General features: G+C 62.9%; 10 protein-coding genes. 9 read left to right on the top strand and 1 reads right to left on the bottom strand.

The features are described 5' to 3' along the window. The 9 genes from HUW43_RS01010 to HUW43_RS00970 form a co-directional block, all read left to right on the top strand. The coding region (locus HUW43_RS01010; protein ID WP_188235723.1) for a DDE-type integrase/transposase/recombinase at positions 1–565 on the top strand (565 nt) is incomplete at its 5' end. A gap of 361 nt (positions 566–926) precedes the next feature. Then, on the top strand, positions 927–3,248 hold the full coding sequence (locus HUW43_RS01005; protein WP_041383328.1) for a heavy metal translocating P-type ATPase: 2,322 nt from the start codon (positions 927–929) through the stop codon (positions 3,246–3,248). Between the two features lie 450 nt (positions 3,249–3,698). Further along, complete coding sequence (locus tag HUW43_RS01000; RefSeq protein ID WP_058456026.1) at positions 3,699–5,219, top strand: aldehyde dehydrogenase family protein; 1,521 nt, start codon at positions 3,699–3,701, stop codon at positions 5,217–5,219. A 24-nt stretch (positions 5,220–5,243) separates the two neighbouring features. Then, positions 5,244–6,269 carry an alcohol dehydrogenase AdhP gene (gene adhP / locus HUW43_RS00995; RefSeq protein WP_058456025.1) on the top strand — a complete coding sequence of 342 codons (1,026 nt, stop codon included), beginning with the start codon at positions 5,244–5,246 and terminating at the stop codon, positions 6,267–6,269. A 26-nt stretch (positions 6,270–6,295) separates the two neighbouring features. Further along, positions 6,296–7,990, top strand: coding sequence for a copper resistance system multicopper oxidase (locus HUW43_RS00990; RefSeq protein WP_058456024.1), 1,695 nt, complete (start codon positions 6,296–6,298; stop codon positions 7,988–7,990). 182 nt (positions 7,991–8,172) lie between these two features. Then, entirely contained in the window at positions 8,173–8,958 is a 786-nt protein-coding gene (locus HUW43_RS00985) for a copper resistance protein B (RefSeq protein WP_058456023.1), read from the top strand. 613 nt (positions 8,959–9,571) lie between these two features. Next, positions 9,572–11,116 carry a PAS domain S-box protein gene (locus tag HUW43_RS00980; RefSeq protein ID WP_011542731.1) on the top strand — a complete coding sequence of 515 codons (1,545 nt, stop codon included), beginning with the start codon at positions 9,572–9,574 and terminating at the stop codon, positions 11,114–11,116. Continuing rightward, a complete protein-coding gene (locus HUW43_RS00975) occupies positions 11,106–11,738 on the top strand; it encodes a response regulator transcription factor (protein ID WP_058456022.1) in 633 nt (210 codons plus the stop codon). Before HUW43_RS00980 ends, HUW43_RS00975 begins: the two co-directional genes overlap by 11 nt. Positions 11,739–11,812: 74 nt before the next feature. Next, the gene (locus tag HUW43_RS00970; protein ID WP_058456021.1) at positions 11,813–12,211 is read left to right on the top strand and encodes a response regulator transcription factor; all 399 of its coding nucleotides are present in this window, start codon (positions 11,813–11,815) and stop codon (positions 12,209–12,211) included. On the opposite strand, the gene HUW43_RS00965 is transcribed toward HUW43_RS00970, so the two are convergent. Then, on the bottom strand, positions 12,202–13,476 hold a 1,275-nt coding region (locus HUW43_RS00965), incomplete at its 5' end, for an MFS transporter (RefSeq protein ID WP_223181171.1). The two genes, HUW43_RS00970 and HUW43_RS00965, sit on opposite strands and share 10 nt — an antisense overlap.

Genomic DNA, 13,476 nt, shown 5'->3' with positions numbered 1-13,476 from the left:
GTGGCAGACCGACTTCACCTACTTCAAGATCATCGGGTGGGGCTGGATGTATCTGTCGACCGTGCTCGACGACTTCTCACGCTACATCATCGCCTGGAAGCTGTGCACCAACATGCGAGCCGAGGACGTCACCGACACGCTGGACCTCGCCCTGGCGGCTTCTGGTTGCGACAGCGCCACGGTGCTGCACAAACCCCGGATACTCAGCGATAATGGCCCCAGCTACATCGCGGGTGAGCTGGCGGAATACATCGAGGCCCGGAAGATGAGCCATGTCCGCGGCGCCCCGTGTCATCCCCAAACCCAGGGCAAGATCGAGCGCTGGCACCAGACCCTGAAAAACCGCATCTTGCTGGAAAACTACTTCCTGCCCGGCGACCTCGAAGCCCACATCGAGACCTTCGTCGAGCACTACAATCACCAGCGATACCACGAGAGCCTGGCCAACGTGACGCCTGCCGACGCCTACTTCGGCAGGGCTCCGGCAATCATCAAACTGCGCGAAAGGATCAAGCGACAGACCATCGAACATCGGCGCTTGCAGCACCGCAAGTTCGCCGCCTAACATCAACCCCCTGACGAGGTCCGCACTCCGCTAATCTACGCCGCGAGTTGTGCCGAATGTTCTGACGACGGACACCTATTTAACCGACGGCCTTCCCTGAGTGGAGCGAGAGCCACATAGACCGTCGCGATCATTTGGCACGGAGCGCCGCCGCGATCGATGCGCGAACAGAAGGAAGCCGCGCCCACGGTAAGCCGGTGACGGTTAAGGTGGCGCAACACAAGAGGAGTGAGTCCGACAAGGCTGAGGGGAATGTGATTTTTGCGTATATCAGAGAATGACGATCCGAATGAAGGCGAGTTGCAATCATGCCGCCTGGTGAAAGGCGGTTGAGCTGGAAATCTGACAGGAGCTTCTGACAATGGATCATCAGCATCATGGCCATTTGGCGGAAGGCGCGGTTACCGATCCCGTCTGCGGGATGGCAGTCGATCCGGAGACGAGTATTCACCAGCTCACGCATGCCGGCGTCCATCATTATTTCTGCAGTGCGGGATGTCTGGGCAAGTTCAGAGCGGACCCGGCTCGCTATCACGGCGGCGCGGAGAACTCGGCACCGCCCCCTCCGAAGGGCGCGATCTGGACGTGTCCGATGCATCCCGAGATCCAGCGGCCGGGACCAGGAGCTTGCCCGATCTGCGGAATGGCATTGGAGCCTATCGTTCCCGAAGCCACCGACGGCCCGAGCGAAGAATATCGGGACATGCGCCGACGCTTCTGGATCGGCCTGGTGCTTGCGCTTCCGGTCCTTGCCCTCGAGATGGGCGGGCACATGACCGGACTTCATATGCTGATCTCCCGCCAGGCTAGTAATTGGGTCCAGATGCTGCTTGCGACGCCCGTCGTCCTCTGGGCGGGCTGGCCGTTCTTCGAGCGCGGCTGGCAGTCGCTGCGTACGCGTAACCTCAACATGTTCACGCTGATCGCAATGGGGACAGGCGTTGCCTGGCTTTACAGCATGGTCGCAGCACTCTTGCCCGATATCTTTCCAGATGCTTTCCGCGCCGCGGACGGTTCGGTGGCGGTCTATTTCGAGGCAGCCGCCGTAATCACGGTGTTGGTGCTGCTCGGCCAGCTACTCGAACTGCGCGCCCGCGAGACAACCAGTGGCGCGATCCGGGCGCTTCTCGATCTTTCACCGAAGCTCGCCCGCCGCGTCGCCGCGGACGGCAGCGACGAGGAAATAGACCTTTCCGAGGTTGTGGTAGGCGACGTCCTGCGAGTCCGCCCTGGCGAGAAGGTCCCGGTAGACGGTATCGTCATGGAAGGGCGGAGCACGGTCGATGAATCCATGGTTACCGGGGAATCCATGCCCATCACGAAGGACATCGGGGCCGCGCTGATCGGTGGAACGATCAATCAGACCGGCGGACTTGTGATGCGAAGCGAGAAGGTCGGCCGCGATACGATGCTTGCGCGTATTGTGCAGATGGTGGCCGACGCCCAGCGCAGCCGTGCCCCAATTCAGCGGCTCGCCGATGCGGTATCGGCCTGGTTCGTGCCGACTGTCATTCTGGTCGCACTGGTTGCCTTCGTCGCCTGGTCGCTATTCGGCCCGGCGCCATCGATGGGATATGGACTTGTGGCCGCTGTCGCGGTCCTCATTATCGCCTGCCCCTGCGCGCTCGGTCTCGCGACGCCGATGTCGATCATGGTCGGCGTTGGCCGCGGTGCCGAGGCTGGAGTGCTGATCAAGAACGCCGAGGCCCTGGAGCGCATGGAGAAGGTCGACACTCTGGTCGTCGACAAGACCGGAACGCTGACGGCCGGAAAGCCTTCGGTCGTCGCCATCGAAGTTGCGGAGGGTTTTGCCGAGGAAGAGATTCTGCGCATTGCGGCAAGCCTTGAACGTACAAGCGAACACCCGCTGGCACAGGCGATCGTCCAGGCCGCCGAGCAGCGCGGGATCAAGCTCCTCGAACCGACCGCAGTCGACCAGCCGGTTGGCAAGGGCATAGTCGGCATGGTCGACGGGCAAACCGTGCAGGCGGGCAACGCGAGTTTCCTGGCCGAATATGATATCGGCCCCGGCGACCTCGCGGGTCCGGCCGACCGGCTGCGCGGGGACGGGGCTACCGCCATTTTCCTGGCAATCGGCGGGCGCGCAGCGGGCGTCATCGCCATCGCCGATCCGGTAAAGGAGACAACTCCGGCAGCGCTCAGGGCGCTCAGGGAGGCCGGCATCAAGGTAATCATGCTGACGGGCGACAACCGCACGACCGCGCAGGCGATAGCGCGGCGCCTCGATATTGCCGATGTCGAGGCCGACGTCCTGCCGGACCAGAAGAGTGCCGTGGTAACGCGCCTTCGCGAGGAAGGGAGAATTGTCGCAATGGCCGGCGACGGCGTCAACGACGCGCCCGCGCTCGCTGCTGCCGATGTCGGGATCGCGATGGGATCGGGCACCGATGTCGCGATCGAGAGCGCCGGAGTGACGCTGCTCCATGGCGACCTGATGGGTATCGTCCGGGCGCGGCATCTCAGCCATGCCACGATGCGGAATATTCGCCAGAATCTCTTCTTCGCCTTCGCATATAATGTCGCCGGGATTCCGATCGCGGCTGGCGCGCTCTATCCGGTTTTCGGCTTGCTGCTGTCGCCGATTATCGCCGCCACCGCGATGGCGCTCTCTTCGGTCAGCGTGATCGGCAATTCGTTGCGACTGCGCCTGGTGAAAATCTGATCCGTGCGGCGCTTCGCACATTGCGTATACGGGCGAGGAACGCCGAACAGCATCTCTCGGGCAAGCTCGGTTTGATGAGCGAAACCAAAGTCCCTCTCGGGAATATGCGCGAGGCTCACGAACGCGGGGCGGATCTTCGGGTGTGTCGAGGGGCGGTTGCTGAGAGGGAAACAAGCGAGCCCAACGACAACTTATGACCCGCTTCGCACCCTCGGCGGGCCATTCCCCAACCGGCTGCCTCGGTCGCGACCCGCCGGAGAATCTCGGGCATCCGGACCCGGACTGGTCGGTCAGGATCATGAAACGGCCTGACCTCGGACGAGGATCCAGTCGCATGATCCGTGCGAATACCGGGCCGCTCCAGAGTGGATTCGTAACTTACGTATATTGAAGGGACGGTCGGGACGGCATTGAGGCGATCTAGCTCAAGACAGCTAATGGAGCGCGATCATGTTCGAACAGGCCTTCAGCACCATCAATGCCGCGCCGTCCTTCCGGCATCGCTATGACAATTTCATCGGTGGTCGTTGGAGTCCCCCCGCTGCGGGAGAATATTTCGCCGATACGAGCCCGATCAACGGCGCCCTGATCGCCGAGTTCGCGCTGTCAACACCGGAAGATGTCGAGCGCGCGCTCGATGCGGCGCACGCGGCCAAGGATCAGTGGGCCAAGATATCACCAGCCGAGCGTGCGCGGTTGCTCAACCGGATCGCCGACCGGCTGGAAGACAATCTGGAGCTGCTGGCCTTCGCCGAGACGATCGACAACGGCAAGCCGATCCGCGAGACGCGTACCGCAGACGTGCCTCTGGCGATCGACCACTTCCGCTACTTCGCCGGCTGCATCCGGGCGGAAGAGGGCGCGATCTCGACGATCGATGCCGACACGATCGCCTATCATTTCCGCGAGCCGCTTGGCGTCGTCGGGCAGATCATCCCGTGGAACTTCCCGCTGCTCATGGCAGCCTGGAAAATCGCTCCGGCACTTGCCGCGGGCAATTGCACGGTGATCAAACCTGCGTCCCAGACGCCTTTGACATTGCTGATGTTCGCAGAGCTCACCGCCGATATTCTGCCGCCTGGCGTGTTCAACGTCGTGACGGGACCTGGACGCACCGTTGGCCAGGCGATCGCCGCCAATCCACGGATCGCCAAGGTCTCCTTTACGGGCGAGACGGTCACCGGCAAGCAGATCATGCATGCGGCCGCCGACCATCTCATCCCCCAGACGATGGAACTTGGCGGCAAGTCGCCCAACATCTTCATGGCCGACGTGCTCGACGAGGAGGACGCCTTCTTCGACAAGGCGCTGGAGGGCTTCACGCTCTTCGCGTTCAACAAAGGCGAGGTCTGCACCTGTCCCTCGCGCGCGTTGATCCACGAATCGATCTTCGACCGTTTCATCGAGCGCGCCGTGGCGCGTGTCACAGCGATCCGCCAAGGTGATCCGCTCGACCCTTCGGTCCAGATCGGCGCCCAGGCATCCGAAGATCAACTCCACAAGATCCTCGGCTATATCGACATCGGAAAAACCGAGGGCGCGCAATGCCTGACCGGCGGCGCGCGGGCGCTCCCCGGCGGCGAACTCGATCGGGGCTATTTCGTGCAGCCCACCGTGTTCCTCGGCGAAAATCGGATGCGCATCTTCCAGGAAGAGATCTTCGGGCCGGTGCTGTCGGTGACCACATTCAAGACAGTCGACGAGGCGATCGCGATCGCCAACGATACCGCCTACGGCCTCGGCGCGGGCGTCTGGACCCGCAACGGCAACACGGCCTACCGGCTCGGCCGCGCGATCGAGGCCGGGCGGGTCTGGACCAACTGCTACCATCACTATCCCGCACATGCCGCTTTCGGCGGATATAAGGCGTCGGGTTTCGGACGCGAAAATCACAAGATGATGCTCGACCATTATCAGCAGACCAAGAACCTGCTCGTCTCCTATGACGAGCATGCGCTCGGCCTGTTCTGATCCCTCCCGGAAGGAGAAGCAGACATGGCGAAAACCATGAAGGCGGCGGTCGTCCGCGAATTCGGCAAGCCGCTGGTCATCGAAGAGGCGCCGATCCCGACGGTCGGACCCGGCCAGATCCTGGTAAAGGTCGCGGCGGCCGGCGTATGCCACACCGACCTGCATGCGGCCGAGGGCGACTGGCCGGTCAAGCCCAACCCGCCCTTCATTCCCGGGCATGAAGGCGTCGGACATGTCGCCGCCGTCGGATCGGGCGTCACTCTTGTAAAAGAGGGCGACCGGGTCGGCGTCCCCTGGCTCTACTCCGCCTGCGGGCATTGCGTGCATTGCCTGGGCGGCTGGGAGACGTTGTGCGAGAGCCAGCAGAATACCGGCTATTCGGTGAATGGCAGCTTCGCGGAATATGTCCTCGCCGATCCAAATTATGTCGGGCATCTTCCCGACAATGTCGACTTCCTCGACATTGCGCCGATCCTCTGCGCCGGCGTCACCGTCTATAAAGGGCTGAAGGCCACCGAGGCGAAGCCCGGAGAGTGGGTGGTCGTCTCCGGGATCGGCGGGCTCGGCCACATGGCGGTGCAATATGCCCGCGCGATGGGTCTCAATGTGGCTGCGGTCGACGTCGACGACCGCAAGCTCGATCTCGCGACCCGTCTCGGCGCGGCGCTCACAGTCAACGCGCGTGAAGAGGATCCGTCAGCCGCCATCAAGCAGGCGATCGACGGTGCGCAGGGCGTCCTCGTCACCGCGGTCTCGCCCAAGGCCTTCCAGCAGGCGCTCGGCATGGTCCGGCGCGGTGGTACGGTCGCGCTCAACGGCCTTCCACCGGGCGATTTTCCGCTGTCGATCTTCGACACCGTACTCAACGGCATCACCGTTCGCGGTTCGATCGTCGGCACCCGGCTCGACCTTCTCGAAGCACTGGCCTTCGCCGGCGAAGGCAAGGTGCATGCGACGGTGCACGCCGAAAAGCTGGAGAACATCAACGACGTCTTTGCGCGTATGCGCCGCGGCGACATTGACGGGCGGATCGTTCTCGATCTGGCCTGACCATCTTCTGGCGAAAGAAACATTCAATGCCCCTCCTTCATAGCTTGCCGATCGCACGGCGGCGCTTCGTTCAGGGGCTGGCGATTGGCGGAGCCGTCGCGGGCTTCATCCCGGCACTGCAGGCGAAATCCCTCTCCGCGTCGACGGCTGAGTTGAGCGGGACCGAATTCGACCTCGAGATCGCCGAGATCCCGGTCAACTATACCGGCAAGCGCCGGGTCGCGACGGCAGTGAACGGCGCCGTACCCGCGCCGATCCTGCGCCTGCGCGAGGGCGACACCGTCACGCTGCGCGTTCGCAACAGCCTCAAGGAGATGTCCAGCATCCACTGGCACGGGATCATCCTGCCCGCAGAAATGGACGGCGTGCCCGGCATCAGCTTCGCCGGTATCGCCCCGGGCGAGACCTTCACCTATCGATTCGAAGTGCGCCAAGTGGGCACCTACTGGTATCACGCCCACACGCTCGCCGAGCAGACCGGGCTCTATGGCGCGATCGTCGTCGAGCCGAAGGTGCCGACGGGGCCTGTTCCCCACCGCGACTATACCATCATGCTGAGCGACTGGTCGGACGAACCACCGCTCCAGATCTTCACGAACCTCAAGAAGCTGAGCAGCTATTATAACTTCGCGCAGCCGACCGCCGGCGACTTTCTAGAGGATGTGAGCGAGCTGGGCCTCGCCAAAGCCCTCGAACGGCGGCGGATGTGGAACGGGTCGCGGATGAATCCGACCGACTATAGCGACCTTTCCGCAGCGACCTACACTTATCTTATGAACGGGACGACGCCTGCGGGCAACTGGACCGCCGTCGCCGCGCCCGGCGAGCATGTGCGCCTGCGCTTTGTGGGCGCGGGAACGGCGACCTTCTTCGACGTACGGATCCCCGGTGTGGAGCTGACAATCGTTTCTACCGACGGGCAGCCGGTGGTGCCGGTGACGGTCGAGGAGTTCCGGATCGGCCCGGGGGAAACCTATGATGTCGAGTTCACCATGCCCGACGGCAATGCACGCACGATCTTCGCCCAGGCGATCGATCGGACCGGCTTTGCCCGCGGCACGATCGCGCCTGCTCCCGGCATGTCGGCACCGGTCCCCGCCCTCGATGCGCGGCCCTGGCTCGATCCCGTCGACATGATGGGGGCGATGATGACGATGGGCGGCGGCGAGCACGCCGGGCACGGCCTGACGGAGATGCCGCCGAAGGCCCGGCATGCCCGCACCGAATATGGCGCGAACACCGATATGCGCGTCGACTATCCCCGCGCCAATCTCGATGATCCCGGCGCCGGCCTGCGCGACCGCTCATGGCGTGTCCTGACGCTGGCGGACTTGCGGACACCCAATGGCGATCCCGATCCGCGCGAGCCCGAACGCGAGATCGAGCTCCACCTCAACGGCAATATGGAGCGCTTCATCTGGGCGCTCGACGGAATCAAGCTCAATGACTCGCGGCCGCTCCACTTCAAGCCGAACGAGCGACTGCGCATCATCTTGGTCAACGACACGATGATGTCCCATCCGATGCACCTCCACGGCATGTGGAGCGATGTCGAAGGATCCGATGGCGCCTTCCAGGTCCGCAAGCATACGGTGGTGGTCCAGCCTGCCCAGAGGGTGAGCTTCCGCGTCACCGCCGATGCTATGGGTCGATGGGCGTTTCACTGCCATCTGCTCTACCATATGGCGGCCGGCATGTTCCGGGAGGTCGTCGTCGCATGATCCGCATGGCCCGCACCCGCCCCGCGCCGTTCCTGGTTGTCCTCCTCTTCTCGACTGCGATTGCATCACCCGCCTCGGCGCAAGAGCCATCTTCCACGGCGCCGGACGCCTTCCAGGCGGGGCAGGTGCCTCCACCGGAGGAGCACATCCATCCCGCGTCTCAAACCCAGGACCATGCGGGAATGGACATGCCTGGCATGGATGTGCCGAGCACCGGTATGAAGATGGACATGGGCCGCATGCAGGGCGGCAAGGCTCCGCCGGACGCGCGCGATTCAAATGACTATTCGGACGGCTACCGCAATTCGACACTGCCCGGCTATGAGATGGCCGACAAGCTCTCGATTCCGAAGGTCCTCGTCGACGAGCTCGAGTTCGTCAGCGGCAATGAGGGCCAGGGGGTGGGCTGGACGGTGCTCGTCACGAAGGGGCAGGACAATGACAAACTATGGCTGCGCAGCCAGGGCCTGAAAAACTCGCGCGATCGTCTTGATGCTGAAAGCAGCGTCGAGGCGCTCTGGTGGCACAGCAAGAGTCCGTTCTGGGGCACGGTGCTGGGAGTTCGCCAGGATCTCGGCAAGGGAGCGACGACATGGCTTGCCGCAGGCGTCGAGGGATTGGCGCCCTATTGGTTCGACGTGCAGTTGACCGCCTATGTGGGCGACGATGGCCGCATCGCGGGGCGCGCCAAGGCCGGCTACGAGGTTCTGTTCACCAATCGGCTGATCTTGACCTCCCAGGTCGAGACCAACCTCTATTCCAAGCGCTCGGTCGACCGCGAGCTTGGTGGCGGGTTCAGCAATGTCGAGCTGAGCGGCCGACTGCGCTACGAGTTGTCGCGCAAGTTCGCACCTTATGTCGGCTTTGTCTGGGAACGCGCGCTCGATGGCACCGCCGCCTTCCGGCGCGCGGACCGCGAACTGACAACCGAGCGTCGCGTGGTCGTCGGCCTCAGATTGTGGTGGTGATCCCTGGACCCGAGACGGTAGCGAACGCGCAACGGTACGATGGTGCGACCGGACGGCCATATCAGGCGGCCGGTCATCACCACCCAGGCGACGGTGCATGATGGACAATTGCATGCTTGAACGTGCGATCTTCATCCATTGAGTGCCGGATCGGAAATCTTGGACTGACCTCGCGTCACGGCCTGCTTGCACTGGCTATCGATCCGTAAGGCCTGCGCCATTGGCATGCGAACTCCAAGGATCGGCTTCAGCGACGCTTGCTCGCAATGGCTATCGGTCTCGTGTGTTGGCTGACTCGCAGCATCGGTGCTCGCGGGACGGTTAGCCGGGGCCATATCGACGTCGAGTATCGGTCACGCCAGCCTGGAGCAGCGGCCCGCAAGCAATGGTCTCGAGTGGCGCGGCGGCGAACGATGATCGATCCCGACAAGGCGGCATTACACCGGAACGCCCGCGCCGGTGCAGCGCTCAGGCTGGATCGCGCGAGAAATTTCGAGGGGTATCGCGCCGAGCTGCGTATTTGACTTGGTGCCCGTTCCGATTGGGGGATTCCGACGGCCATGAAACCATTGCCCTGTCGCCTACGCGCCCGGCCTGGACGGCTGGGGATGACATGATCCCCGAAGACAATTCGGTAGCGTGGCGCGACGACGTCCGCGAAATCGAGGCGCTATCGGAGCTCATGCTTCGCGAGGCCAGCGGCTATGTCGTCGTCTTGCTCGATCCCGCCGGCACCATCCGCGCGATCAATGGCGAGACCGAGAGGAAGGGACTTTGGTCGAGCGCCGATCTGTGCGGCCGCTCGCACGAGATTTTCTATCCGCCCGATGAAATGGCGAACGGCCGGCCTGAAGCCGATCTGGCGGCGGCCCTCGCGCAGGGTTCCCTCGAGCGTGAGGCTTGGCGCGTGTGCCGTGATGGAACCGAATATCTCGCCAGGCTGACGATCAATGCCCTGAAAGATCAAGCGGGTGTTATTCGCGGTTTCGGCAGCATCGTGCGCGACATCACCGAGGATGCGGCAATGCGCGGCTCGATCGAAGCCCGCGAACGACATCTGCAGTCGATTCTCGCGACCGTTCCCGATGCCATGATCGTCATCGACGAGCGGGGCCGCATAACCTCGTTCAGCGCTGCGGCCGAGCGATTGTTCGGTTATGGCGAGAGCGAATTGCTTGGCCGCAATGTGTCCTGCCTCATGCCGCGGGCGGACAGTATCAGGCATGACGAATATATCGGCCATTATCTCGAAACGGGAGAGCGCCGAATCATCGGGATCGGCCGCATCGTGGTCGGGCAGCGCCGGGACGGTTCGACTTTTCCAATGGAATTGTCGGTCGGCGAGGCGGGGGGGCCGGAAGGGCGCATCTTCACCGGCTTCATTCGGGACCTGACGGAAAAGGAACATGATGAGCTGAGGCTCAAGGAATTGCAGGCCGAGCTTGTGCATGTCTCGCGGCTGAGCGCGATGGGAACGATGGCCTCGACCTTGGCCCATGAGCTTAACCAGCCGCTGACTGCTATTGCCAACTATCTGGAGACGACGCGGGATCTTGTTGACGGGGAAGGGGATATACCGCGGGATATCCTGCACGAAGCGCTGACGGAGGCCGCCAATGAGACCCTCAGGGCAGGCTATATTGTTCGCCGCCTCAGGGATTTCGTAGCTCGGGGCGAGGTGGAAAAGACCGTAGAGGATTTGCCGCGCCTGATCGACGAGGCAGGCAAGCTGGCGCTTATCGGTGCCCGGGAACGCGGGGTCCGCAGCTTTTTCACCTTCGACCCGGCCGCGACACCTACGCTCGTGGACCGCGTCCAGATCCAGCAGGTTCTGGTCAACATCATGCGCAATGCCATTGAAGCGATGGCGGACTCCGAAGTGCGGGAACTGCGCGTTTCCACAAGGCTGCGGGCCGACGAGATGATCGAGATTGCGGTAGAGGACAGCGGTCCCGGCATTGCGGAGGACGTGATACCGCGGCTGTTCCAGGCTTTTGTCAGCAGCAAATCGGACGGCATGGGGCTCGGCCTGTCGATCTGTCGGACGATCGTTGAGGCTCATGGCGGACGGATCTGGGTCGAGGACGGTCCAGGCGGTGGAGCCGTGTTCCGATTCACCTTGGTTCACGCAAAGCTGGAGGAAGAACATGCAGGATAAGCGCCTCATTCATCTGGTCGATGACGAAGAGGCCATCCGGAAGTCAGCCGGATTCATGCTGCGGACGGTGGGGTTCGAGGTACGGACCTATGCGAGCGGCGTGGAATTTCTGAAGCTGGCACGCACGGCCGAGACTGGATGCGTACTTCTCGACGTTCGCATGCCTGAGTTAGATGGGCTTCAGGTCCAGTCGGAAATGGCGCAGCGCGGCATCAATATGCCGGTCGTCGTCCTGACCGGTCATGGCGACGTCACTCTCGCGGTGCAGGCGATGAAGGCGGGCGCAGTGGATTTTATCGAGAAACCCTTCGAGAAGGCATCGCTACTTGAGGCTATCGACCGCGGATTCGCCCGTATCGACCGGGTCGATGTCCGAGCGACGGAAGAAGCCGAAGCGCAGGTCCGGATCGGCGTCTTGACGCCCCGCGAGAAGGAGGTTCTCGATGGGCTCGCGCGAGGCTATCCCAACAAGACCATCGCCTATGATCTAGGCGTTTCTTCGCGAACCATCGAAGTCCACCGGGCAAGCCTGATGAGCAAGTTGGCTGTCCGCAGTCTTTCCGATGCGCTCCGGATTGCATTTGCTGCGGGCCTTGGTCGCAGCGAAGCCAAACTGGGATGATTACGTAGCGACTGAGATACGCGGTTCTGGAATGCTGCACTCACGGAGAATCGATTTTCGGATGCTCGCCACTCATGTCTGTGCACATCGGGCAATCGTACCGTCACCCCTTCACGATATTGGTCTCGGACGACGACCCGGGCGTCCGCCGTTCGACGCAATTGATGCTGCGGGCCCAGGGATTTCGGGTCCGGGCCTATACTAGCGGCAGCGCGCTATTGGCCGACCCGCGATCACTTCATGCCGATTGCCTTGTCGTCGACTTTCGCATGCCGGACATCGACGGCCTGTCACTCCTGAGACGCTTGCGCTCGAAGGGCTGGTGCGGTTGCGCGATCATGATCTCCGCCTATCATGACGACGCGCTGGAACGCGAAGCGAGGCGCGTTGGATTCGAGCATGTCATTTCAAAGCCGCTGATCGCGCGCGCACTGCTCGAGGCGATCGCTTGCTCCGCAAGGGATCATGGCTGACTGGACCGATCGCTCGTCCGTTCCCCCTCTTGCCACAGCAAAGGCAGGCTGAGAGCGACGATCAATGCCGCCGCCGCCAGGGTGAACGTGATCACCCACTGCTGCCCCACTCCCGCGAGCGCAAGCCCGATCGGCGCCGCCGCCTGTCCAATACTCGCCGCCGCATGCTGGAGCCCGAGCCGAGCACCCGAAACCCGGGAGCTGCGGTTGCTGATCCAGAAGCTGGTCACGAGGCGAAGGCTGGCCGCGCTCCAGCCGAGAAGGAAAGCGATCCCCGCGAGACCAAGGATCGACCGCGGATTTTGCGAAGCCAACAGTCCGATTGCCAGAACGAGCAGCATAAGACGCGTGAGATCGACCGGCCGGCGGACAAGCCAACCCAAACGGGCCTGCGCGATTTGTGCCGCGAGCATGCCGACGCCGCAAAGGCTCAGCATGAAGGCGATAGCTTTGCGGTCGAGCGAAAGGCCTTGGCCGGTCACCAGCAGACCGATGTGAAGGGCCGCCAGGGCAGCGCCGGCGATAATGGTGATGACGAGGAGTGTCGCAGTCTTCCGGTTGTTGTCGCGGTTGCTGCGGCGCGGGATGGCATGCGAACGAGACCGTTTGGGAAGCTGAGAGGGCGACAGCAGGCAACCGGCGAGCAAGAGTGCCAGGGCGAGAGGGAACAGCGGGGCCGACGGCAGCAGCGGAAAAGACAATTGTGTGAGCAGGGGGCCGGCCAGATCACCAAGAAAGACAAAGCTGGTCAGCCATGTGAAGAGACGGGCCCGACCCACCCGGCTCTCGGCCCGGAAGCCCGCAGCAAGGAGCGAGAGAGGAATGATGGCCCCCGACGCCATGCCAGACAGGATGCGCAGAAGATATAAGGTGGCGAGATCGGTACTGCCGAACGCCAGTGTCGTTGCCGCGAGGACCAGAAGCGCGATCCGAAGAAGCACCCGATAGTCCATGCGATCGGCCAACCACCCCCAAATGGGCGCAAGGCCGAGAGCGGCAAGAGGAAAGGAAGCCGAAAGGCTCACTATATGGAAATCGTGGGTTGCGGCAACGGGGATCACCGCGCTGCCCTCGATCAAGGACGGCAGAAAAGCGATGGCGGCCGTTTGCGTGGCCGACGTCGCGGCAACGGCAATCAGGAGGAGCAAGAATCCGAAGCTTGATCCGCCAAAAACTGCGGAGTTCCGGCTGGCTGCCGCAGGACCGAAAATCTTCACGGGAACATTTGAGCTTTTCAGACAAAAAGCCCGCTGCCACGGGGGCAG

The organism is Sphingopyxis sp. LK2115 (assembly GCF_014595975.1).
Taxonomy (GTDB): Bacteria; Pseudomonadota; Alphaproteobacteria; order Sphingomonadales; family Sphingomonadaceae; genus Sphingopyxis.
The sequence above is the reverse complement of the archived record's forward strand: the minus strand, read 5'-3'. Positions and strand labels throughout refer to the sequence as shown.